Here is a 21,600-nt window from a genome sequence, read left to right as displayed (position 1 = left end):
ATCGAGTCAACAACGCAAACGCCCAGTCCCGGCAAGGGGGTGGGCGTTCTTTCGTTCTGGCGGGGTACGGCTGGGGGTGGCCTTGGCCTTCGTAACCGCGATTTTAGGGGGCCAAGGGCCGGGACTATAGGGTAAAACGGCCAGGGCCCTTTCGCCTGGTATAGTGCGGTTACAGAGGGCTGAGGCGGGGTGTTGGCTCAGTGCCCCAAGTTATTTTGCCGTACCCCAGTCTTCCGTTTGCTCTGCCAATAACGAATTCACTGCCTCGCCTAGTGTTGGCAGCAAAGCAACCCCATCGACGAATCGCTGTTTGAAGAAAATATCCGGATGAGTACAAGCGACGATCAACTTGCATCCCCCTTTGTTCTTTGCTGCACGCCGTATGGCCGCTACAGCATCAATTACCGTCTCGTTAGCACGTTGGACTCGAACAAAAACGGGCAAGCCGTCTGAGGTTGCCTTCAAGACGCCATCAATACCTTTGTTTCTTTGTACGGGGATATAGTCCAATCCCTTAAGAATCGTTGCGGCATATTGATCGTGTTTTTCATAGCTATTTCTACCTGCCTCAAGCAGCCTTGACTCTGTTTTGACTGGACTGTCAAGCCGCTTCTTGGTCAAAGCGATTGCATCTTCGGACTGATCAATTCCAATATATGCTCTGCCAAGAAGTTTTGCGGCGACCAGGGTTGTACCGCTGCCGCAGAAAGGGTCTAAAACAACATCTCCCTTTGATGTGCAAATTTCGATAATGCGCTCTAAAAGCAAAACCGGTTTTTGTGTGGGGTATCCTGTTCGCTCTTTGGCCTTTGGATTTAGGTATGGAATCTCCCAAACATCAGACAAGGGAACACCTTGCTTCGCGCCATTCGATATAACTGCCCCCTCTTCATCTCTGTCATAAACGGCCTTGCCACGTTCATCCCTGACGCGTCGTTGCATCAGTTGATCTACATTGGTTGAAGATGAGTAGTCGCCAAAAATTTTGTTGAACTTGTAGTTTTCGCCTGCCGAATACCAAAAGATATTTTGATGACTTGGCAGTAGGCCATTCTTTGAATTTGACCAGCGCCGAAAGAACCAGATTATCTCTGATCGAAAGCAGCTTTCCCCAAAAACGTAATCAAGCATCAGTCTAACCAAGTGCGATGCCGATTTGTCGCAATGAAAGAAGATCGAGCCGGTCGGTTTTAGCTTCTTTTTTAGCTTGACTATTCGATCAAACATGTAAGAGGCGTATTCTTCCTTTCCCGACCAAATGTCGCCAAAGCTAAAACTATAGGAGCCGCTTCTATCTGAGAGTCGCTGTATTTTCTGTGTGAAAAATGGCGGATCAAGATATATTAGGTCGATGCTCGCATCCTCTATGTGATCGAGCACCTCTAGGCAATCACCGAGATGGACTAAATTATTTTGCACCCTCTTCTACCTCTTGATCCATCTTTTGAAGAATTCCGTACAGGTCGATACCAGTGAAGTCTCTGACCCATTGCCAGGCATTTTCACCCGCATGATACTCACCGCCTTCTGCCAAGTAAGTAGTCGCCAGCTTAAGTTGTATTTTCTTGGCTTGAAGTCTATTTGGCTCGTAGAACATAACTCGGACGGGTTTATGCCCTGCACCGGCGATGCACTTTAATCGCGTGTGTTCTTTGTTAATGTGGTCGCCATCTGTCGTTGCGTCACGCCATTTAACCTCAATAGCAGCGACACCTTCGACAAGCATGTCGATTTCAAATGTTTTCGGCCTGTCACCCAGGGTGTTGGGGATTCGAGTGGTGCGAGCATTAGGATACCTGCTGGCGATACAAATCTTCGCGGCGTCCTCAAGGAATGAGCCTGCATATTTGTAGAGAAACCGCCCCTTGTTCTGATAAACATCAATCAGCTCGCCTTCTTCATGAGATACGCCAAGGGCAGCATAAAGAAGATAATGTGAAGTATCGTCTTCCTTCATTTCCTCGACTCGCGCCTTAACCACCTCGTCAAGGCCGCCTGCGTACTTCGCCGCCAGATCTCGAATTTTTTTTTCAATGCTCATGCTTTCCCCCAGGTTCTTGGTAAAGCCTGGGAGCATAGTCATCAGCTATTTTGCTGTCTAGAGTTTTGCTCTAGCGCCCGCGCCACTTACCAGCTCATTGATGTGATCTCCCCATGCCTGCACAGCAGCCAGGGCCTCGGCGTCGTAGCCGTGCCATACGTAGTGCACAGCCGTCACGTCGCTGGAGCTGGCCGCATGGCCCAGCACCCGCTTGATGACTTCCGACCGAGTACCCAGCCCTGCTAGGCCACTGGCGAGGGTGCGGCGTAGGTCGTGTAAACGCCAGTCGCCAACCGACTCGCCCAGCTCTGTACTCATGTACTCGTCCAGCCTCACCTTCGCTTTGCCCCAGCCGGAAATCGGAGTGCGCCCGTTCGTGGTGAAGACGTAGGGGCAACCTGCAAAGCGGGGCATTCCGTCGAGGATGGCAAGTGCGGCCGGTGACAGGGCAGCACGGAAGTCCCGGCCACCCTTCATGCGCGATGCCGGCATAGCGGCCCAGGTGCCGTCCAGCTCATCCCAACGCAGGAAGGATGCCTCGTTCCGGCGAACCCCTGTGGTCATCAGGAATCGGGTGGCTGCACCAAAAACCCCGCCCAGCCTGCCCGTAGCTTTCCACAGGGCGACCAGTTCGGCATCAGATAGGATGCGGCTTCGGGCAACAGGTTTGATGCGAGGAGCTACGCCGATGATGGGGCTGACTTCCACTACCTCGCGTTCAATTAGCCATTTGAACAGGCGCGACAGGTAGGCACGAAGGCGGTTTGCCTGGTGTGGGGTTTTCACGGCTACGTTGTCCAGCAGCTCGACTACATCCCGCCGCCGTATCTCCTTCACCGGCTTATCACCCCATACCGGGATCGCCAGCTTCTCTAGAATTCGCTGTGTCTCCTTCCACGTGCGTTGGCGGGGTTTGGCATACCTCTCCACAAACTCACGGGCGCAGGATGTGAAGCCATTTAGTTGCCGCTCACGCTCGGCTTCTTTCCGGTCCTCCACGGGGTCTTCACCACGCTGGATGGCTGCACGGGCCTCTCGTGCACGGTCGCGGGCCAGCTTCAAGGACACGCCAGGGTGCGCTCCCAGGGTTAGGCGGCGGGGTTGACCCTTTACGCGATAAGTGAAGCTCCAGCTTTTAACTCCGGTTGAAGATATGCGAAGTACCAGTCCTGGAACTTCTGCGTCATATATGTCTTTGCGGCCTTTTTCGGGTGCGGTTAGCCGCTCGACCGCAATAGCGGTCAATCTAATGCTGGGCATTTAATACTTCCTTGGGGTGTATTTGGGGGTGAAATCTGGGGTGTTATTTAACGAGTCCCAGTGAAACCCCAAGATAGTATTGGTGGGTTAAAATGTCTCGTGAAATCAATTAGTTATGTATGGTCTATATAGTTATTGAGAGCGTTTGAGAAATAACTGTCCGGAACTTGTAATCAGTAGGTCCCGGGTTCGACTCCTGGTGCCGGCACCATATAGATCAATGACAAAGGCTCGCAGCGATGCGGGCCTTTGTCGTTTTTGGCGAATCTGCGCCCCGTTCTGCGCCCCGTTGAGAAGGGGCTTGGCAGCGTTGCTCCCCGTTGGGATCGGGTGGAAATAACCTTTCCCACATGCCCGAATAGCCAACCGACGCCACACTCGTCATTTACGCCCCCCCCCCCTGATACGCCCGCTCTGTTTGGGCTCATCCAGATTGCGCCCATGACCAAGCCGGCCGCCCTGGGGGCATAATGGCGGCGAACCCAAGGCGCAGAGCAGCATGACTCCGACCCCGACACCCCGCCGCCCGCGTTGGCGCAGCCTGGCCCTGCTGGCCTTGCTCCTGGCGCCTCTGCTCTGGCCGCTGCAGCAGCTGGCCGAACGCTACTACCGCGACGAGCTGATCGAGCAGAATCGCCAGACCCTCGACCTGTACGTGGCCAACCTGCTCGGCACCCTGCGCCGCTTCGAGGTGCTGCCGCCGGTGCTCGGCGACCTGCCGGACCTGCGCGGTGTGCTGCTGGAGCCAGACGACAGCGCCGCGCTGGACAAGGCCAACCTGCTGCTCAAGCGCGTGCGCGAGCAGACCGGTGCCGACGTGATCTACCTGCTGGACGCCCGGGGGGTGACCCGCGCCGCCTCCAACCACGACCAGGCCGACAGCTTCATCGGCCGCGACTTCACCTTCCGCCCCTATTACCGCGCCGCCAGCGAGGGGCGCCTGGGGCGTTTCTTCGGCCTCGGCACCACCTCGGGCAAGCGCGGCTACTACTTCGCCGCCGGGGTGCGCGAGGGCGAAAGACGCCTCGGCGTGCTGGTGCTCAAGGTCGACCTCGACTACACCGAGCGCCTGTGGGGCCGGACCCCCGAGCAGCTGCTGGTGACCGACAGCAACGGCGTGGTCATCCTCACCTCCAATCCGGCCTGGCGCTTCCGCGCCAGCCGCCCGCTGAGCGCCCAGGAACTGGCACGCATCGCCGCCGAACAACCCTACCCGACCCAGCAGCCACAACCGCTGCAGCTGGACCCGAAGGCCTGGCTGATGCAGAGCCGCGAGCTGGCCGAAACCGGCTGGACGGTGAGCATCCTCGCCCCGCGCGGCCAGGTCGAGCGCCCGGTGCGAACCGTGCTGGCCATCGGCGGCGCCAGCCTGCTGGCCCTGCTGGCCCTGCTCGGCCTGTTGCTGCAGCGCCGCCGCCATTACATCGAGCGCATCGCCCTGGACGCCCGCGCCAAGCGCGAGCTGGAGATCCGTGTGCTGGAGCGCACCCGTGAGCTGGAAACCCTCAACAACCGCCTCAAGGACGAAGTGCTGGAGCGCGAGCAGGCCCAGCAGGAGCTGCTGCGCACCCAGGACGAACTGGTCCAGGCCGGCAAGCTGACGGCGCTGGGGACCATGAGCGCGAGCATCAGCCACGAGCTCAACCAGCCGCTGGCGGCGATCCGCAGCTATGCCGACAACGCCGGCGTACTGCTCGACCACCAGCGCCTCGACGACGCCCGCGGCAACTTGCGGCAGATCAGCGAGCTGACCGGGCGCATGGCCTCGATCATCGCGCATTTGCGTGCCTTCGCCCGGCGCGACCGCCACGCCCCGGAAAGCGTGGCCCTGCAGCCGGCCCTGGACGACGCCCTGGCCCTGCTGGCCAAGCGCCGGCGGGCGCTGGAGGTGGAGCTGATCCGCGACCTGCCGGAAGCCACCCTGTGGGTGCAGGCCGGCGAAACCCGCCTGCGCCAGGTGCTCGGCAACCTGCTGGCCAACGCCTTCGACGCGCTCAGCGAGAAGGCCCCGCCACGGCGCCTGTGGCTGAGTGCCGCAAGCACGCCGGCTGGCGTCAACCTGGTCCTGCGCGACAACGGCCCGGGGTTTTCCGCCCAGGCCCTGGAGCATGCCCGCGAACCCTTCTTCACCACCAAGACCAGCACCCAGGGCCTCGGCCTCGGCCTGGCCATCTGCGAGACGCTGATGCGCGCCCTGGGCGGCGAGCTGCTGCTGGCCAACCACCCCGACGGTGGCGCGCTGATCACCCTGCAGCTGCGCCATGCCACCCCCGGCGCCAACCCTGAGTCACCCGAGGAGTTTTCATGAGCCGAGCCATCGACAGCCGCATCCAGGTCCTGCTGATCGACGACGATGCCCACCTGCGCCAGGCCCTCAGCCAGACCCTCGACCTGGCGGGCTTTCGCGTGGAAACCCTGGCCGACGCCCAGGGCGTGGCGCAGCGCATCCCGGCCGACTGGCCCGGCGTGGTGGTCAGCGATATCCGCATGCCCGGTATCGACGGCCTGCAGTTGCTGCAGCAGCTGCATGCACAGGACGGCGAACTGCCGGTGCTGCTGATCACCGGCCACGGCGACGTGCCCCTGGCGGTACAGGCCATGCGCGCCGGGGCCTACGACTTCCTGGAAAAACCCTTCGCCAGCGAGGCGCTGCTCGACAGCGTGCGCCGCGCCCTCGATGTGCGCCGCCTGGTGCTGGACAACCGCAGCCTGCGCCTGGCCCTGGCCGACCGCAGCCAGCTCGGCGCGCGCCTGCTCGGCCAGTCGCCGGCCATGCTGCGCCTGCGCGAGCAGGTCGGCGCCCTGGCCGCGATCAACAGCGATGTACTGATCCTCGGCGAGACCGGCGCCGGCAAGGAAGTGGTGGCGCGCGCGCTGCACGACCTGTCCGCGCGCAAGAAGGGGCCGTTCGTCGCCATCAACGCCGGCGCCCTGGCCGAGTCGGTGGTCGAGAGCGAGCTGTTCGGCCACGAGCCCGGCGCCTTCACCGGCGCGCAGAAACGCCGCATCGGCAAGTTCGAGTTCGCCAACGGCGGCACCCTGTTCCTCGACGAGATCGAGAGCATGAGCCCGGACGTGCAGGTCAAGCTGCTGCGCCTGCTGCAGGAGCGGGTGGTCGAGCGCCTCGGCGGCAACCAGCTGATCCCGCTGGATATCCGGGTCATCGCCGCGACCAAGGAAGACCTGCGCCAGGCCGCCGACCAGGGCCGCTTCCGCGCCGACCTTTACTACCGGCTGAACGTCGCACCGCTGCGCATCCCACCGCTGCGCGAACGCGGCGAGGACATCCTGCTGCTGTTCCAGCACTACGCCGACGGCGCCAGCAGCCGCCACGGCCTGCCCACCCGCAGCCTGCAGGCCGGGCAGCGCGCCCTGCTGCTGGGGCACAACTGGCCGGGCAACGTGCGCGAACTGCAGAATGCCGCCGAGCGTTTCGCCATCGGCCTGGAGCTGGGCCTGGAGCAGCCGGGCGGCAGCACGCCGGGCAGCAGCGGGCAGAGCCTCGGCGAGCAGGTGGAAGCCTACGAGCGCGCCCTGATCAGCGCGGAAATGCACAAGCCGCACAACTCCCTGCGCAGCCTCGCCGAAGCCCTCGGCATCGCCCGCAAGACCCTGCACGACAAGCTGCGCAAGCACGGCCTGGACTTCGCCGGCAGCGCTGCCGAAGACACTGACTGAAGCCCCCCGGCGTGACTCGGCAGTCACCGCCTGCGTCATTCAGGTATCCCGATTCATTTGAGTCGCCACCCGGCATTGCCGTATGGCCCGTGGAGCCTGTTGCCGTCGCATAACCATCGGCAACTCCGCGCCCACCGGCCGCCCGTGCGACAGGTCGATTGCAGGAGTTCCGAGTGATGTCTCGACTACCCGTCATTGTGGGTTTCGGCGGTTACAACGCCGCGGGCAGAAGTTCCTTCCACCACGGTTTCCGCCGCACCGTACTGGAAACCCTGGACGCCGCCGCACGCCAGCAGACCCTGGCCGGCCTGGCCGTGATGATGAAACTGGTGCAGGTCATCGACGGCCAGTACCACAGCCTGGCCGGCGCCCCGCTGAGCCTGGCCGAGATCGAGGCGCAGCACGCCGAGGCGATCCTCGCCGGCACCCTGGTGCGGCGCATCGAGAAGCGCCACCTGGATGTCGACGCGGCCCACTGGCAGAAGAACCTGCACGTCAGCCAGGCCCAGTTCACCACCCTACGCAAGCAGCTGCCCGAACCGCTGCCGGCCAACTGGAGCATCGAGGAACTGGACGAGCAGCAGGTGCGGGTGACCCTGCATGACAGCTGCGACTTCAAGGTCGACAGCTACCGCGCCCTGGCGGTGAAGTCCGCCGGCCAGCTGCCCAGCGGTTTCGAGCCGGGCGAGCTGTACCACTCGCACTTCCATCCGCGCGGCCTGCAACTGGCGGTGACCGGCGCCACCGATGCGCTGCGCTCGATCGGCCTGCCCTGGCAGCAGATCGTCGACCAGGTCAGCCCCGACGAGATCGCCGTGTTCGCCGGCAGCCTGATGAGCCAGCTCGACGACAACGGCTTCGGCGGCATGCTGCAATCGCGCCTGAAGGGCGGCCGGGTCACCGCCAAGCAGTGCCCGCTGGGCCTCAACAGCATGCCGGCGGACTTCATCAACGCCTATGTGCTGGGCAGCGTCGGCACCACCGGCAGCGTCACCGGCGCCTGCGCCACCTTCCTCTACAACCTGCAGAAGGCCATCGAGCAGATCGCCAGCGGCAAGGCGCGGGTGGCTCTGGTCGGCAACAGCGAGGCGCCGATCACCCAGGAATGCATCGACGGCTACGGCGCCATGGGCGCGCTGGCCACCGAAGAGGGCCTGCGCAAGGTCGGCGGCCAGGAGCAGGTGGACTTCCGCCGCGCCAGCCGCCCGTTCGGCGAAAACTGCGGCTTCACCCTGTCCGAGTCGGCGCAGTTCGTCGTGTTGATGGACGACGCGCTGGCCCTGCAACTGGGCGCCGACATCCACGGCGCAGTGCCGGACGTGTTCATCAATGCCGACGGTTTCAAGAAGTCGATCTCCGCCCCCGGCCCCGGCAACTACCTGACCCTGGCCAAGGCCGTGGCCAGCGCCGCGCAGCTGGTCGGCAGCGACGGCGTGCGCCTGCGCAGCTTCGTCCACGCCCACGGCTCCAGCACCCCGGCCAACCGGGTCAGCGAATCGGAACTGCTCGACCGCGTGGCTGGCGCCTTCGCCATTGAGCAATGGCCAGTCACCGCGGCCAAGGCCTTCGTCGGCCATTCCCTGGCCAGCGCTAGCGCCGACCAGCTGATCGCCGCCCTCGGCACCTTCCGCTACGGCATCCTGCCCGGCCTGAAGACCATCGACCGGGTGGCCGACGACGTGCACCGCCAGCACCTCAGCCTGGACACCCAGGACCGCCAGCTGGACAACCCGGAAGTGTGCTTCATCAACTCCAAGGGCTTCGGCGGCAACAACGCCACCGGCGTCCTGCTGGGCCCGCAGGTGGCCGAGCGCATGCTGCGCAAGCGGCATGGCGAGGCCGCGTTCAGCGCCTGGCAGGCCAAGCGCGAACACACCCGCGCCGCGGCCGCCGCCTACGACCGGCAGGCCCTGCTCGGCCAGTTCGACATCCTCTACAACTTCGGCCATGACCTGATCGACGACCAGCAGCTGCAGTTCAGCGCCGAGGGCATCCGCGTGCCGGGCTTTGCCCAGCCGCTGCCGTACCGCAAGGACGAACGCTACAGCGACATGCTCTGAGCGCCGTCGGCGGAGGGCGCCCCCATAGACCCGCCGGGTGTAGGGGTGCGAACTAGCGGTGCAGCACGTACTGGCCGCTGAAACGCACCGCCTCGGCCCCGTCGACCAGAATGCGGCTATGCAGGCTGAGCCGCGCCAGGCCGCGGCGCTGGTAGAGGGCGAGGAACTTGTCCCACTGCGCAGCGGGCGGCGCGGCGCACACCGCCAGGGCGTCGCCCAGCACCGGCTCGCGATAGTCGATCTGCCCCTGCTGGATGACGATGTGGCCATCCGTCACCCCGGCCTCGCGCAGGCGCAGATGCAGCCAGCCCCAGCCGGCCAGCACGGCCCCGCAATACAGGCTGCCGCCGAACATGCTGCTCTTGTGGTTGAGGTTGGCCGCCAGCGGCAGGCTCAGGCGCAGCTCGCTGCCATCCCAGCTGGACACGCCCAGGCCGAGGGCCTGGGTCAGCGGGATGTCCTGGTGCAGCAGTTGCTCCAGGTAGGCACGGTCGTCGTTCATCTTCAGCTCCGCTCGGGGTTCGGTGAACCAGAGCCTGCCGTCAGCCGGGCCGCCGCGCGGCGGCAGCGCGCCTCAGTCGAGGGCGCGGGCCAGCTGCACCAGTTCGGCGCGCCAGGCGGCGGCCTGCGGCAGGCTGAGGAAGGACGGGTTGAGATAGGTTTCGCGCGCCTCGTAGGTCAGCGCCGCGCCCTTGAGATCGAGCACCTCGCCGCCGGCGCCTTCCAGCACGCCCTGGGCCGCCGCGGTATCCCACTGCGAGGTCGGCGCCAGGCGCGGGTAGCAGTCGGCGCTGCCTTCGGCGAGCAGGCAGAACTTCAGCGAGCTGCCGACGCTGGCCAGCTGCAGGTCGCCGAAACGCTCGCTCAGGCCTTCCAGCAGGCGTTCCTGGGCCGGGCTGGAGTGGCGCTTGCTGGCGACCACGGTAAAGGCCTCGGCCGGGGCCACGCGCACGCTGATCGCCTGCGGTTCGCCACTCGCCTCCGCGCGCCACGCCCCCAGGCCGGCGCCGCCGTAGTAGCAGCGGCCGGTGGCGGGGATGCCGACCACGCCGAACACCACCCGGCCGCGCTCGATCAGCGCCACGTTGACGGTGAACTCCTCGCTGCCGGAAATGAACTCCTTGGTGCCGTCCAGCGGGTCGACCAGCCACCAGCGCTGCCAGGTGGCGCGCTCGGCGAAGGCGATATCGCTGTCTTCCTCGGACAGCACCGGCACCTGCGGCGCCAGCGCCAGCAGGCCGTCGGCGAGGATATGGTGGGCGGCCAGGTCGGCGGCCGTGACCGGCGAGGCGTCGGCCTTCTCGGTCACCGCCACGTCATTGCGCCAATGCGGCAGGATCGCCTGACCCGCGCGTTGCACCAGGGCGATCACCGCCGGCAGATAGGGATGGCTCACAGGCGAAACTCTCCACGTTGGCTCAACAGGTCACGGACCAGGTACAGGGCGGCCAGGGCACGCCCCTCGGTGAATTGCGGGTGCTGCACCAGGCTGCTCAGCTCGCGCAGGCCGATCTGGTCGACCCGCAGCGGCTCAGGCTCGTCGCCCGGCAGGCTTTCTTCGTAGAGGTCACGGGCCAGCACAACCTGGATCTTCTGGCTCATGTAGCCCGGCGACAGGCTCAGCTCGGCCACCCACTCCAGCTGGCGGGCACCGAAGCCGGCCTCTTCCTTGAGTTCGCGGTTGGCCGCTTCGAGCACGTCTTCGCCCGGTTCGATCAGCCCCTTGGGCAGCGACAGCTGGTAGTCGTCGGTGCCGCCGCAGTATTCCTCGACCAGCACCGCATGCTCGCCATCGAGCATCGCCACCACCATCACCGCGCCGTAACCGGCGCCCTTGCCGACCAGCCGCTCGTAGGTGCGCAGGGCGCCGTTGGCGAAGCGCAGCTGCAGCTCCTCGACGCGGAACAGGCGGCTGCTCGCAACGATCTCGCGGGCCAGCACGACGGGTTTCTCACGCATGGGATCACTCCTTGAAACGAACGAGTATCATACCCCGGCCATCACGATTGTCCGTGGTGGATATTGCATCCACGCACGCCCGTTCACCCTTCACGCCAGAATTCGCCATGCCCCTGCTGCCCTGGACCGACATCGACAGCGTTCTGCTGGACATGGACGGCACCCTGCTCGACCTGCACTTCGACAACCACTTCTGGCTGGAGCACCTGCCGCAGCGCTATGCCGAGCTGCACGGCATCGACCGGGCCGCCGCCGAAGCCGAGCTGCTGCCGCTGTTCCAGGAACACGCCGGCAAGCTGAGCTGGTACTGCACCGACTTCTGGAGCCGCGAGCTGAACCTGTCGGTGCGCGAGCTGAAGCGCGAGGTGGCCCACCTGATCGCCCTGCGCCCGGATGCCGATACCTTCCTCGCGGCCCTGCGCGCCGCGGGCAAGCGGGTGGTGCTGATCACCAACGCGCACCGCGACTCGCTGTCGCTGAAGCTGGAGCGGGTCGAGCTGGCGCCCTACTTCGACCGCCTGATCAGCTCCCACGACTATGGCTTCCCCAAGGAAGACCAGCAGTTCTGGTACGCCCTGCAGCAGGACTTCCCCTTCGAGCCGGCGCGCAGCCTGTTCATCGACGACAGCCTGCCGATCCTGCGCAGCGCCCGCCAGTTCGGTGTCGGCCACCTGCTGGCGATCCGCCAGCCGGACAGCCGCAAGGCGGCCAAGGACACCGAAGAGTTCGCCGCGGTCGAGGATTATCGCCAGCTCTGCGCCGGGCTCTAGCAGGCTGCTGAAAAACTACCTGCGTTGCCATCGCGGCGTTAAAAACAGGCTCAAAATGCTCATTTACAGCTCGTAAACTGCGCTTTTTCGCCTGTTTTTGCCTTGCGCCGACTGCCTCGCCAACGTTTTTCAACTGCCTGCTAGGTGTGCCGCGCCGGGCCAGCTTCTGCTGACCGGCAGCGGCCCTTGGAGTTCGCCGGCGGCAGTGTTTTTTTGCACGATCGTGAGGCGCCGCGCAGACCGGACCAGCGGTACTTGTCCGACAGCACAACGCTGGCAGGATGCGCGCGTCATTCCTCAGAGGTTTTGGTATCCATGAAGTATTCCTCTCTGCTCCTCCTGGCCTTGAGCCTGACCAGCACCGGCGCGTTCGCCAGCAACACCGAGGCCGGCGTCGGCGGCGCCCTGGGCGGCGCCCTGGGCACCGTGGTCGGCGAGCAGATCGGCGGCAGTACCGGCGCCACCATAGGGGCCGGCGTAGGCGGCGCGGCCGGCAGTGCGGTCGGCGCCGACAAGGGCAGCCGCACCGAGGCGGCCATCGGCGGCGGCCTGGGCGCTGCCGGCGGCCAGGTGATCGGCAGCCAGATCGGCGGCAGCACCGGCGGGGTGATCGGTGCGGCGGTCGGCGGTGGCGCCGGCGGCGCACTGGGCAACGCCTATGGCGATGGCGATGACCACGATCACGACGGCCGCCGCTACCGCGATGGCGGCTACTACTACCACGATCACGACGAACACCCGGGCCGCGCCCTCGGCCACAAGAAGGACAGGTGGCACAAGAAGCACCGCTGATGCAGAAACGACAAGGCCCGCAGAATGCGGGCCTTGTTCTTTAGGGTACTGACTGCCGCGGGCGGGTCAGATCCCTTCGCGGCGCAGCGCGGCGGCGGTGAAGTCGCCCTTGCTCAGCTTGACGTTGAAGTCGTACATCGGCTCGTTGTTGTCCAGGCCGTCGACGAAGTAGCGGTCGCCCTTGAAGTCGTAGATGGTCTCCAGGGTGCTGATGAACGCCGGCACGTCGTAGTAGCTGATCGGATGGGCTTCCTGCAGGCCGATCAGCGTACCGCTCTTGTCGTACAGGTCGACGGCGAGGATCTGCCAGCTGTCCTCGTCCAGGTAGAAGCGGCGCTTGGCATAGGGATGGCTGTGGCCCTTGCGCAGAGTGGCCTCGACCACCCACACGCGGTGCAGCTCGTAGCGCAGCAGCTCGGGGTTGACGCTCTTCTCCTGGAGGATGTTCTCGTAGGGGATGCCCTTCTGGTGCACGGCGTAGCTGTTGTACGGCATGAGCATTTCCTGCTTGCCCTTGAGCTCCCACTCGTAGCGGTCCGGCGCGCCGTTGTAGGCGTCGACCACGTCGGCGGTGGCCATGCCGTTGGTGTCCGGCTGCAGGGAGTCGTAGGCGAGCATCGGCAGGCGGCGTACGCGGCGCTCGCCGCGGCTGAAGCGCCAGGCCTTGCGGATGGCCAGGACCTGGTCGAGGGTCTCCTGTACCACCAGGGAGGAGCCGGCCAGCTTGCTCGGCGCGGTGACCACGTACTTGTAGAAGAACAGGGTGTTGTCCAGCTCGCCCGGGGTCATGCCCTCACGGCCATAGACCGAGAGCAGGTCGCGCTCGCGCTTGAGCAGGATGTAGCTGCCGCTGTTGAGCACCGCAGCCTGATTGGTGACCATGCGCGCCTGGTCGCCACGGTAACGCATGATGTGGTTCCAGATCGCCTCGGTGCCGTTCTGCGGGAAGGGGAACGGAATACCGGCCACCGCCCCTTCGACACCGTTGCCACCGGAGATCAGACTGGCATTGCTGGCGTTGTAACGGGTCGCGTCATAGATGCGCTGCGGCGAGGCGGCACTGCGGTGGGTCGGGAACACCCGCAGGAAGTAGCCGGGATGATCCTCCAGCAGCTTCTGGAAACCCGGCGCCAGCAGGGCCTTGTATTGCGCCTGGTTGCTGGCATCGACGCGGTACAGCTGGGCGTCGCCGGCATAGGGGTCGGGGTGGTGCATGCCCGGCTGGTAGTTGGCCGGCGGGGTGGCCAGGCCGCCGTCCCAGGCGGGGATGGTGCCGGCGGCATTGGCCGCGCGCTCGCCGCCAAGCGGCGTCAGATCCTGCCCGAGACGGGCGGCCTGGGCGGCATCGACCCGCGCCTGGGCGGGCAGCGCGGCGGCTGCCAACAGCAGAATTGCAATGGTTCTCAACACAGCGATCTCCTCGCGACACGTCATGCGTGCCGCTGTTCTTTTTCTAAGCCAGTGTAGGCCGCACTTGCAGATAGCTATCGGGTGAGGTGAAACGCCGTCCTGGCGCCGGGTGGTCCCGGTCAGTTTTGCCCTGTTCCACAGGGGTGTTGAATCAGTCGATGCGCTGGAACTTGAGATCCCAGACACCGTGGCCGAGGCGCTCGCCGCGGCGTTCGAACTTGGTCACCGGGCGCTCGCTCGGGCGCTCCACCCAGCGCCCGTCGGCCGCCAGGTTGCGGTAGCCGGGGGCCACGTTCATCACTTCCAGCATGTGCTCGGCATACTGCTCCCAGTCGGTGGCCATGTGCAGCACGCCGCCGATCTTCAGCTTCTGCCGCACCAGCTCGGCAAAGGTCGGCTGGACGATGCGACGCTTGTGATGACGCGACTTGTGCCAGGGGTCCGGGAAGAACAGCAGCAGGCGATCGAGACTGGCATCGGCCACGCAGTCGCGCAGCACTTCCAGGGCATCGCAGCTGTACACGCGGATATTGCTCAGGTTCTGCGTGAGCATGCCGTTGAGCAGCGCGCCGACGCCGGGCTTGTGCACTTCAACGCCGATGAAATCCTGCTCCGGGGCGGCGGCGGCCATCTCCAGGGTGGCATGGCCCATGCCGAAGCCGATCTCGAAGGTGCGCGGCGCGCTGCGGCCGAACACCTGGTCGAAATCGCGCAGACCGTCTTCCAGTTGCAGGCCGAACTGCGGCCAGCCCAGATCGAGGCCGCGCTGCTGGCCTTCGGTCATCCGCCCGGAGCGCATGACGAAACTCTTGATGCCGCGGTGCGGACGCTCGACTGCGCCGTCTTCTGCCGGCTCGACTAGTTCACTCATCGGGTTCTCTTACTTGATCAGGCCATCCAGCGGCGACGAGGCGCTGGCATAGAGTTTCTTCGGCATGCGTCCGGCCAGGTAGGCCATGCGCCCGGCGATGATCGCGTGCTTCATCGCCGCGCCCATCAGCACCGGGTTCTGCGCATGGGCGATGGCGCTGTTCATCAGCACCGCCTCGCAGCCCAGCTCCATGGCGATGGTGGCGTCGGAGGCGGTACCCACGCCGGCATCCACCAGCACCGGCACCTTGGCCTCTTCGAGGATGATGCGCAGGTTGTACGGGTTGCAGATGCCCAGGCCGGTGCCGATCAGGCCGGCCAGCGGCATCACCGCGATGCAGCCCATCTCGGCCAGCTGGCGGGCGATGATCGGGTCGTCGCTGGTGTACACCATCACGTCGAAACCGTCCTTGACCAGCACTTCGGCGGCCTTGAGGGTCTCGATCACGTTGGGGAACAGGGTCTTCTGGTCGGCCAGTACTTCCAGCTTGACCAGCTTGTGGCCGTCGAGCAGCTCGCGGGCCAGGCGGCAGGTGCGCACGGCTTCGGCGGCGTCATAGCAGCCGGCGGTATTGGGCAGGATGGTGTAACGCTGCGGGTCGATCACATCGAGCAGGTTGGGCTCGCCCGGGTTCTGCCCGATATTGGTCCGGCGCACGGCCACGGTGACGATCTCGGCCCCCGAGGCCTCGATGGCCAGGCGGGTTTCCTCGAGGTCCTTGTACTTGCCGGTGCCCACCAGCAGGCGCGACTCGTAGGTACGGCCGGCCAGGGTGAATGGCTTGTCGATGATGGCGCTCATGGCAACTCCTCGCGGGCGGACTAGCCGCCGCCGATGGCGTGGACGACTTCCAGCTGGTCGCCGTCGTGCAGGACCGTGGCGGCATGCTGGCTGCGCGGCACGATGTCCAGGTTGAGTTCGACTGCCACCCGCTTGCCGGTCAGTTGCATGCGCACCAGCAGCTCGGCGACGGTTGCGCCAGCGGGCAGTTCGAAAGGTTCGCCGTTCAACTGGATAAACATGGCTGGGCAGTCAAAACATGAAAGGGTCGGCATTCTAGCCCGATCACCGACAGTGACCAAGGTAAAAGGACGCCATTCATCCGCATGATAGCGCCGCCAACCACCCTGCCATCGGCCGCAGGTCAGGCCGCACGCCAGGCCGCCAGGCCCAGGCACAGCCAGCCGGCGAGAAAGGCCAGGCCACCCAGCGGGGTGATCATGCCGAGCTTGCCGATGCCACTGAGGGTCAGCAGGTAGAGGCTGCCGGAGAACAGCAGAATGCCCAGGGCGAACAGGCTGCCGGCGGCCTGCAGCAGGCCGCTCGGCAGGCGTTGCAGCAGCAGCGCCACGCCGAACAGGGCCAGCGCGTGGATCAGCTGGTAATGCACGCCGGTCTGGAACACCGCCAGGTACTCGGCACTCAGGCGCGCCTTGAGGCCGTGGGCGGCAAAGGCGCCCAGCGCCACCCCGGTAAAACCGGCGAAGGCCGCCAACAACAGAAAGACTCGTAACATGATTCACTCCCGGACAAGCCCAATGCGGCCGCTATAATGGCCCGCCCACTCCCTTCGGCCAAGCCAGCCCATGCTCCGTCGCCTGTTTCGCCGCCTGTCCAAACTGTTGCTCTGGTTCGCCGTCGGTTCGGCGCTGCTGGTGCTCGCCCTGCGCTGGATCGATCCGCCGGGCACGGCGCTGATGGTCGAGCGCAAGATCGAGTCCTGGGTCGACGGCCAGCCAATCGACCTGCAACGCAGCTGGCGCCCCTGGCAGGAGCTGCCGGACGACCTGAAGATCGCGGTGATCGCCGCCGAGGACCAGAAGTTCGCCGAGCACTGGGGCTTCGACCTGGCCGCCATCCAGCAGGCCTTCGCGCACAACGGCAACGGCGGCACCCTGCGCGGCGCCAGCACCATCAGCCAGCAGGTGGCGAAGAACCTGTTCCTCTGGTCCGGCCGCAGCTGGCCGCGCAAGGCCCTGGAGGCCTGGCTCACCGGGCTGATCGAGCTGCTCTGGCCGAAGCAGCGGATTCTCGAGGTGTACCTCAACAGCGTCGAGTGGGGCGACGGCGTGTTCGGCGCGGAAGCTGCCGCGCGCCACCACTTCGGCACCGGCGCGCCCTACCTGTCGCGCCAGCAGGCCTGCCTGCTGGCCGCCGTGCTGCCCAATCCGCGCGCCTGGAACCCGCGCCGTCCGGGCCCGCACGTGAGCCGCCGGGCCAACTGGATTCGCCAGCAGAGCTACCAGCTGGGCGGCAGCCACTACCTCAACCAGATCGCCCGGCCGCTGCCGGACTGGTGGCCGCAGTGGCTGCCGCGCCCCTGAGGCGCAGATGCCACAGGCTGATCGGCAAGGCGCCGTGGCCCTGCTCTGCGCAGGGTGCAACGGGCGCACCACCAGCCACGCGCAGGCCCTTGGTGCGCACGGCGCACCCTACGGAACCTGCCCAGATGCAGGCATCGAGCACCCCGAAAGCAAAGCACGGCCCGCAACCCTCAACAGAAAATCAACGGACATAAAAAAGCCGCACCTGGGTGCGGCTTCTTCGAAGCATGGCGCTTACGCCTGGATCGAGCCTTTCAGCTTGTTCATGGCGTTCTTCTCCAGCTGGCGGATGCGCTCGGCGGAGACGTTGTACTTGGCGGCCAGGTCATGCAGGGTGGCCTTCTCCTCGGCCAGCCAGCGCTGGTAGAGGATGTCGCGGCTGCGCTCGTCGAGGCCTTCCAGGGCTTCGTGCAGGCCGGCAGTGGAACTGTCGCTCCAGTCTGCCTCTTCCAGCTGGCGGGCTGGGTCGTAGCGATGGTCTTCCAGGTAATGGGCTGGCGAGTGGAAGGCACTGTCGTCATCGTCATCGGCGGCCGGATCGAAAGCCATGTCGTGGCCCGACAGGCGGCTTTCCATCTCGCGCACTTCACGCGCCTCGACGCCCAGGCTCTCGGCCACGGCGTGCACTTCATCGTTGCTCAGCCAGGCCAGGCGCTTCTTCTGGCTGCGCAGGTTGAAGAACAGCTTGCGCTGCGCCTTGGTGGTGGCGACCTTGACGATGCGCCAGTTGCGCAGGATGAACTCGTGGATCTCGGCCTTGATCCAGTGCACCGCGAAGGACACCAGACGCACGCCCATTTCCGGGTTGAAGCGCTTGACCGCCTTCATCAGGCCGACGTTGCCTTCCTGGATCAGGTCGGCCTGGGGCAGGCCATAACCGGAGTAGCTGCGGGCGATATGCACGACGAAACGCAGGTGCGCCAGCACCATCTGCCGGGCGGCCTCGAGATCCTGGTGATAGAAGAGGCTACCGGCCAGCTCGCGCTCCTGCTCGGGGGTCAGCAAGGGAATGCTGTTCACCGCGTGCACGTAGGCCTCCAGGTTCGCACCGGGGACCAGGGCATGGACAGGTTGCAGGGCTGTGGTCATGAAAAACCTCCAACTTTCAAATCGGCCAGCAGTGTAGCACTGCGGCCTATGACTGCAAGGGCTTGGAAAAGTTCCTTTACAGTCTATAAATATCAATAAAAACAATAGCTTAACTATCTAGGCGCAAGCTCGCTCAAATGTCGGGCCACCGCCAGCCAGGCGCCAATATAGCCCAGCAGCACCGCGCCGAGCAGCAGCGACAGGGCATCGTCGGCCGGCACCCCGGCCAGGGCGAAGTCGCTGCCATACAAGCCAGCCAGGCGCACCACTGCGGCATTCAGCCAGTCCAGACCGAACACCAGCACGGCCCAGGCCAGCAGGCCGGCGCCGACGCCATACAGCGCGCCCATATAGAGGAAGGGCCGACGCACGTAGCCATCGGTGCCGCCGACCAGCTTGATCACCTCGATCTCGCTGCGGCGGTTCTCGATATGCAGGCGGATGGTGTTGCCGATCACCAGCAGCAGGGCCAGCACCAGCAGCAGGGTCAGGCCGAAGACGAAGTGCTCGCCGAGCTTGAGGATCGCCGACAGGCGCTCGACCCACAGCAAATCCAGCTGGGCCTGCTGCACCCCGGGCATTTCCGAAAGGTTCTGCCGTAGCGCTTCCAGGGTCGGTTTGTCGACTTCCCTGGGCGTCACCACCACCACGCCGGGCAGCGGATTGTCCGGCAGCTCGCGCAGGGCCTCGCCGAGGCCGGACTGCTGCTGGAAGTCGGCCAGGGCCTGCTCGCGGCTGATCCACTCGGCGCTGGCCACATCGCCCATGCCGGCGATTTCGTCGCGCAGCTGCTGGCCGGCGGCGTCGCTGGTTTCCAGTTGCAGGTACAGGGAAATCTGCGCGGCGCGCTGCCAGGAGCCGCCGAGGCGCTCGACGTTGTCCAGCAGCAGCGACAGGCCCATCGGCAGGGACAGGGCAATGGCCATCACCAGGCAGGTGAAGAAGCTGCCGATCGGCTGACGGGCCAGACGGCGCAGGCTGTCGAGCAGGCTGGTGCGGTGGCTTTCCAGCCAGGCGTGCAGCAGGGTGGTGAAGTCCGGGCCGTGGTCGACCGGCTTGTCGGCCTTGGCCTTGACCGCGCCGACGCGTTCGGCGGCCTTGGGGTTGCGTTGGCTCTCGCTCATCAGCTGGCCTCTCCGTCGCCGATCAGGCGGCCGCGTTGCAGGGTCAGCATGCGGTGACGCATGCGGGCGATCAGCGACAGGTCGTGGCTGGCGATCAGCACCGTGGTGCCCAGGCGGTTGATGTCTTCGAACACACCCATGATCTCCGCCGCCAGGCGCGGATCGAGGTTGCCGGTGGGTTCGTCCGCCAGCAGCAGGGCCGGACGATGCACCACCGCACGGGCGATGCCGACACGCTGCTGCTGGCCGGTGGACAGGTCGGCCGGCGACTGCTCGGCCTTGTCGCTCAGGCTGACGCGTTCCAGGGCCGCGCCGACGCGCTTGCTGATCTCTTCCTTGGACAGGCCGAGGATCTGCAGCGGCAGGGCGACGTTGTTGAACACGCTGCGGTCGAACAGCAGCTGGTGATTCTGGAACACCACGCCGATCTGCCGGCGCAGGAAGGGGATCTGCGCATTGGTGATGGTCGACAGGTCCTGCCCGGCCAGCAGCAGCTTGCCGGTGGTCGGCCGCTCCATCGCCAGCAGCAGGCGCAGCAGGGTCGACTTGCCGGCACCGGAATGGCCGGTGACGAAGAGGAACTCGCCGCGGCGCACGCGGAAACTCAGTTCGTGCAACCCGACATGGCCGTTGGCATACCGCTTGCCGACCTGCTCAAAGCGAATCATGCGCGCTCCTTCTCCGCAAACAGGGCCTGGACGAAGTCCTGCGCGACGAAGGTGCGCAGGTCGTCGATACCCTCACCGACGCCGATATAGCGGATCGGCAGGCCGAACTGCTTGGCCAGGGCGAAGATCACCCCGCCCTTGGCGGTGCCGTCCAGCTTGGTCAGGGCCAGGCCGGTGAGAGCCACGGTCTGGTGGAACTGCTTGGTCTGGTTGATGGCGTTCTGTCCGGTGCCGGCGTCCAGCACCAGCAGCACTTCGTGCGGCGCCGTCTCGTCCAGCTTGCCGATCACCCGGCCGACCTTCTTCAGCTCTTCCATCAGGTTGTCTTTGGTGTGCAGGCGCCCGGCCGTGTCGGCGATCAGCACGTCGATGCCACGAGCCTTGGCCGCCTGCACCGCGTCGAAGATCACCGAGGCGGAGTCGGCGCCGGTGTGCTGGGCGATCACCGCGATGTTGTTGCGCTCGCCCCACACCTGCAGCTGCTCGACGGCGGCGGCACGGAAGGTGTCGCCGGCGGCCAGCATGACCTTCTTGCCCTCGCCCTGCAGCTTCTTGGCCAGCTTGCCGATGGTGGTGGTCTTGCCCACGCCATTCACGCCAACCACCAGGATCACATAGGGCTGCTTGCCGCTGTCGACCAGCAGCGGCTTCTCCACCGGCGCCAGCAGGCCGGCCAGCTCTTCCTGCAGCGCCTTGTACAGCGCATCGCTGTCGGCCAGCTCCTTGCGCGCCACGCGCTTGGTCAGGCTCTGCACGATGGCGGTGGTGGCCTCGACGCCGACATCGGCCATCAGCAGGCGGGTTTCCAGTTCGTCGAGCAAGTCGTCGTCGATCGCCTTCTTGCCGAGGAACAGGCTGGCCATGCCCTCGCCCAGGCTGGCGCTGGTCTTCGACAGGCCCTGCTTGAGGCGGGCAAACCAGCCGCCCTGGTTGTCGCCGGGCTTGTTCTGCTCCAGCTGCGGCGCCGGCTCGGGCTCGACCGGCACGAAGACCTCGGCCACCGGCTCGTGCACCGCATGGGTGACTTCGGCGCCGGCATTGATACGGAAGCGCGAGAAGGCCGGTTTGGCCGGCTCGCCTGCGGCGGGAGCTGCAGCGGCGACCGCTGCAGGGGCTGGCGCGACTGGTACGGCGACGACACTCGGCTCAGGCGCAGTGCTGGCCGGTACTTCGGCAACCGGCGCGGGGACGACTTCGATCGGCGCAGGCGCGGCAACGAGCTCGACCGCCAGCGGTTCGACAGGCGCTTCCACCGATACCGGCACAGCAGCAGGCTCGACGAGCGCTGCCGCAAGCGGCGGCGCGGCAGGCGCGACGGAAACCGGCGCTGCCGGGGTATCGAGCGGAACAGACGGGGCTACGGGCTCGACCGGTGCAGCAGGCGCCGTGGCATCCAGCGCAGTCGCGACGGGTGCCGAAGTAGCCGGCTCATCCTGCGGCTTCTTGCGCAGCCAGCCGAACAGCGATTTCTTCTCTCCGGCCTCGGCCGGAGCCTTGCCAGCCGGGGCTGGCGACTTCTTGTCGTCGTTGGAACCAAACATGGGTCGCTTGCAT

21 protein-coding genes are annotated in these 21,600 nt (G+C 65.4%); 6 read left to right on the top strand and 15 right to left on the bottom strand.

Annotated features, from left to right (window positions below; all coding sequences use genetic code 11):
- Positions 1 to 210 precede the first annotated feature (210 nt).
- The 3 genes from F3I62_RS03490 to F3I62_RS03480 are packed head-to-tail and all read right to left on the bottom strand — an operon-like array spanning position 211 to position 3,301.
- Positions 211 to 1,419, bottom strand: a complete 1,209-nt coding sequence (locus tag F3I62_RS03490; protein WP_160488283.1) for a site-specific DNA-methyltransferase — start codon at positions 1,417 to 1,419, stop codon at positions 211 to 213.
- Entirely contained in the window at positions 1,409 to 2,041 is a 633-nt protein-coding gene (locus F3I62_RS03485; protein ID WP_160488282.1) for an ApaLI family restriction endonuclease, read from the bottom strand. Before F3I62_RS03485 ends, F3I62_RS03490 begins: the two co-directional genes overlap by 11 nt.
- Before the next feature lie 57 nt (positions 2,042 to 2,098).
- A complete protein-coding gene (locus tag F3I62_RS03480) occupies positions 2,099 to 3,301 on the bottom strand; it encodes an integrase arm-type DNA-binding domain-containing protein (protein WP_160488281.1) in 1,203 nt (400 codons plus the stop codon).
- A gap of 499 nt (positions 3,302 to 3,800) precedes the next feature.
- On the opposite strand from F3I62_RS03480, the gene F3I62_RS03475 reads away from it, so the two are divergent.
- The 3 genes from F3I62_RS03475 (at position 3,801) to F3I62_RS03465 (ending at position 9,039) form a co-directional block, all read left to right on the top strand.
- Positions 3,801 to 5,609 (top strand): ATP-binding protein, encoded by a 1,809-nt coding sequence (locus F3I62_RS03475; protein WP_160488280.1) that lies wholly within the window; start codon positions 3,801 to 3,803, stop codon positions 5,607 to 5,609.
- Positions 5,606 to 6,979, top strand: a complete 1,374-nt coding sequence (locus F3I62_RS03470; protein ID WP_160488279.1) for a sigma-54 dependent transcriptional regulator — start codon at positions 5,606 to 5,608, stop codon at positions 6,977 to 6,979. Before F3I62_RS03475 ends, F3I62_RS03470 begins: the two co-directional genes overlap by 4 nt.
- Before the next feature lie 176 nt (positions 6,980 to 7,155).
- Positions 7,156 to 9,039 carry a beta-ketoacyl synthase gene (locus F3I62_RS03465; RefSeq protein WP_160488278.1) on the top strand — a complete coding sequence of 628 codons (1,884 nt, stop codon included), beginning with the start codon at positions 7,156 to 7,158 and terminating at the stop codon, positions 9,037 to 9,039.
- Between the two features lie 52 nt (positions 9,040 to 9,091).
- Here F3I62_RS03465 and F3I62_RS03460 read toward each other — a convergent pair whose 3' ends face one another.
- The 3 genes from F3I62_RS03460 to nudE all read right to left on the bottom strand — a co-directional run bounded on the left by F3I62_RS03460 (position 9,092) and on the right by nudE (position 10,998).
- Positions 9,092 to 9,541 carry a thioesterase domain-containing protein gene (locus tag F3I62_RS03460; protein WP_160488277.1) on the bottom strand — a complete coding sequence of 150 codons (450 nt, stop codon included), beginning with the start codon at positions 9,539 to 9,541 and terminating at the stop codon, positions 9,092 to 9,094.
- Positions 9,542 to 9,613: 72 nt separating this feature from the next.
- Positions 9,614 to 10,435, bottom strand: a complete 822-nt coding sequence (gene cysQ / locus F3I62_RS03455) for a 3'(2'),5'-bisphosphate nucleotidase CysQ (RefSeq protein WP_160488276.1) — start codon at positions 10,433 to 10,435, stop codon at positions 9,614 to 9,616.
- Complete coding sequence (nudE, locus tag F3I62_RS03450; RefSeq protein ID WP_160488275.1) at positions 10,432 to 10,998, bottom strand: ADP compounds hydrolase NudE; 567 nt, start codon at positions 10,996 to 10,998, stop codon at positions 10,432 to 10,434. The genes cysQ and nudE overlap by 4 nt, the downstream gene beginning before the upstream one ends.
- Positions 10,999 to 11,105: 107 nt before the next feature.
- Here nudE and yrfG point away from each other — a divergent pair, with 107 nt between their 5' ends.
- Complete coding sequence (gene yrfG, locus F3I62_RS03445; protein ID WP_160488274.1) at positions 11,106 to 11,768, top strand: GMP/IMP nucleotidase; 663 nt, start codon at positions 11,106 to 11,108, stop codon at positions 11,766 to 11,768.
- A gap of 315 nt (positions 11,769 to 12,083) precedes the next feature.
- Entirely contained in the window at positions 12,084 to 12,560 is a 477-nt protein-coding gene (locus F3I62_RS03440) for a hypothetical protein (RefSeq protein ID WP_160488273.1), read from the top strand.
- A gap of 66 nt (positions 12,561 to 12,626) precedes the next feature.
- Here F3I62_RS03440 and F3I62_RS03435 read toward each other — a convergent pair whose 3' ends face one another.
- The 5 genes from F3I62_RS03435 to F3I62_RS03415 form a co-directional block, all read right to left on the bottom strand.
- Entirely contained in the window at positions 12,627 to 13,970 is a 1,344-nt protein-coding gene (locus F3I62_RS03435; RefSeq protein ID WP_160488272.1) for a DUF1329 domain-containing protein, read from the bottom strand.
- Positions 13,971 to 14,121: 151 nt separating this feature from the next.
- The gene (trmB, locus tag F3I62_RS03430; protein WP_160488271.1) at positions 14,122 to 14,841 is read right to left on the bottom strand and encodes a tRNA (guanosine(46)-N7)-methyltransferase TrmB; all 720 of its coding nucleotides are present in this window, start codon (positions 14,839 to 14,841) and stop codon (positions 14,122 to 14,124) included.
- Between the two features lie 9 nt (positions 14,842 to 14,850).
- Complete coding sequence (locus tag F3I62_RS03425) at positions 14,851 to 15,642, bottom strand: thiazole synthase (protein ID WP_160488270.1); 792 nt, start codon at positions 15,640 to 15,642, stop codon at positions 14,851 to 14,853.
- Between the two features lie 20 nt (positions 15,643 to 15,662).
- Positions 15,663 to 15,863: a sulfur carrier protein ThiS gene (gene thiS, locus F3I62_RS03420; RefSeq protein ID WP_160488269.1), complete on the bottom strand. Its 201-nt coding sequence runs from the start codon at positions 15,861 to 15,863 to the stop codon at positions 15,663 to 15,665.
- A gap of 122 nt (positions 15,864 to 15,985) precedes the next feature.
- Positions 15,986 to 16,357 (bottom strand): DUF423 domain-containing protein, encoded by a 372-nt coding sequence (locus tag F3I62_RS03415; protein ID WP_160488268.1) that lies wholly within the window; start codon positions 16,355 to 16,357, stop codon positions 15,986 to 15,988.
- A gap of 70 nt (positions 16,358 to 16,427) precedes the next feature.
- On the opposite strand from F3I62_RS03415, the gene mtgA reads away from it, so the two are divergent.
- On the top strand, positions 16,428 to 17,165 hold the full coding sequence (mtgA, locus tag F3I62_RS03410; protein WP_160488267.1) for a monofunctional biosynthetic peptidoglycan transglycosylase: 738 nt from the start codon (positions 16,428 to 16,430) through the stop codon (positions 17,163 to 17,165).
- Positions 17,166 to 17,399: 234 nt separating this feature from the next.
- On the opposite strand, the gene rpoH is transcribed toward mtgA, so the two are convergent.
- The 4 genes from rpoH to ftsY all read right to left on the bottom strand — a co-directional run bounded on the left by rpoH (position 17,400) and on the right by ftsY (position 21,587).
- A complete protein-coding gene (rpoH, locus tag F3I62_RS03405) occupies positions 17,400 to 18,254 on the bottom strand; it encodes an RNA polymerase sigma factor RpoH (protein WP_160488266.1) in 855 nt (284 codons plus the stop codon).
- A 113-nt stretch (positions 18,255 to 18,367) separates the two neighbouring features.
- The gene (gene ftsX, locus F3I62_RS03400) at positions 18,368 to 19,378 is read right to left on the bottom strand and encodes a permease-like cell division protein FtsX (protein WP_160488265.1); all 1,011 of its coding nucleotides are present in this window, start codon (positions 19,376 to 19,378) and stop codon (positions 18,368 to 18,370) included.
- Complete coding sequence (gene ftsE / locus F3I62_RS03395) at positions 19,378 to 20,046, bottom strand: cell division ATP-binding protein FtsE (protein ID WP_160488264.1); 669 nt, start codon at positions 20,044 to 20,046, stop codon at positions 19,378 to 19,380. The genes ftsX and ftsE overlap by 1 nt, the downstream gene beginning before the upstream one ends.
- A complete protein-coding gene (gene ftsY / locus F3I62_RS03390; protein WP_160488263.1) occupies positions 20,043 to 21,587 on the bottom strand; it encodes a signal recognition particle-docking protein FtsY in 1,545 nt (514 codons plus the stop codon). Before ftsY ends, ftsE begins: the two co-directional genes overlap by 4 nt.
- Positions 21,588 to 21,600: the final 13 nt, after the last annotated feature.

Source organism: Pseudomonas sp. R-28-1W-6, from assembly GCF_009799925.1.
Classification (GTDB): Bacteria; Pseudomonadota; Gammaproteobacteria; order Pseudomonadales; family Pseudomonadaceae; genus Aquipseudomonas.
This window is presented reverse-complemented; position numbering and strand designations above follow the sequence as displayed.

Bases quoted from the DNA above. Each gene is read 5' to 3' on its own strand.
- F3I62_RS03485 (WP_160488282.1), bottom strand. From the start codon at position 2,041: ATGAGCATTGAAAAAAAAATTCGAGATCTGGCGGCGAAGTACGCAGGC.
- F3I62_RS03480 (WP_160488281.1), bottom strand. From the start codon at position 3,301: ATGCCCAGCATTAGATTGACCGCTATTGCGGTCGAGCGGCTAACCGCA.
- F3I62_RS03475 (WP_160488280.1), top strand. From the start codon at position 3,801: ATGACTCCGACCCCGACACCCCGCCGCCCGCGTTGGCGCAGCCTGGCC.
- F3I62_RS03470 (WP_160488279.1), top strand. From the start codon at position 5,606: ATGAGCCGAGCCATCGACAGCCGCATCCAGGTCCTGCTGATCGACGAC.
- F3I62_RS03465 (WP_160488278.1), top strand. From the start codon at position 7,156: ATGTCTCGACTACCCGTCATTGTGGGTTTCGGCGGTTACAACGCCGCG.
- F3I62_RS03460 (WP_160488277.1), bottom strand. From the start codon at position 9,541: ATGAACGACGACCGTGCCTACCTGGAGCAACTGCTGCACCAGGACATC.
- nudE (WP_160488275.1), bottom strand. From the start codon at position 10,998: ATGCGTGAGAAACCCGTCGTGCTGGCCCGCGAGATCGTTGCGAGCAGC.
- yrfG (WP_160488274.1), top strand. From the start codon at position 11,106: ATGCCCCTGCTGCCCTGGACCGACATCGACAGCGTTCTGCTGGACATG.
- F3I62_RS03440 (WP_160488273.1), top strand. From the start codon at position 12,084: ATGAAGTATTCCTCTCTGCTCCTCCTGGCCTTGAGCCTGACCAGCACC.
- trmB (WP_160488271.1), bottom strand. From the start codon at position 14,841: ATGAGTGAACTAGTCGAGCCGGCAGAAGACGGCGCAGTCGAGCGTCCG.
- F3I62_RS03425 (WP_160488270.1), bottom strand. From the start codon at position 15,642: ATGAGCGCCATCATCGACAAGCCATTCACCCTGGCCGGCCGTACCTAC.
- thiS (WP_160488269.1), bottom strand. From the start codon at position 15,863: ATGTTTATCCAGTTGAACGGCGAACCTTTCGAACTGCCCGCTGGCGCA.
- F3I62_RS03415 (WP_160488268.1), bottom strand. From the start codon at position 16,357: ATGTTACGAGTCTTTCTGTTGTTGGCGGCCTTCGCCGGTTTTACCGGG.
- mtgA (WP_160488267.1), top strand. From the start codon at position 16,428: ATGCTCCGTCGCCTGTTTCGCCGCCTGTCCAAACTGTTGCTCTGGTTC.
- rpoH (WP_160488266.1), bottom strand. From the start codon at position 18,254: ATGACCACAGCCCTGCAACCTGTCCATGCCCTGGTCCCCGGTGCGAAC.
- ftsX (WP_160488265.1), bottom strand. From the start codon at position 19,378: ATGAGCGAGAGCCAACGCAACCCCAAGGCCGCCGAACGCGTCGGCGCG.
- ftsE (WP_160488264.1), bottom strand. From the start codon at position 20,046: ATGATTCGCTTTGAGCAGGTCGGCAAGCGGTATGCCAACGGCCATGTC.
- ftsY (WP_160488263.1), bottom strand. From the start codon at position 21,587: ATGTTTGGTTCCAACGACGACAAGAAGTCGCCAGCCCCGGCTGGCAAG.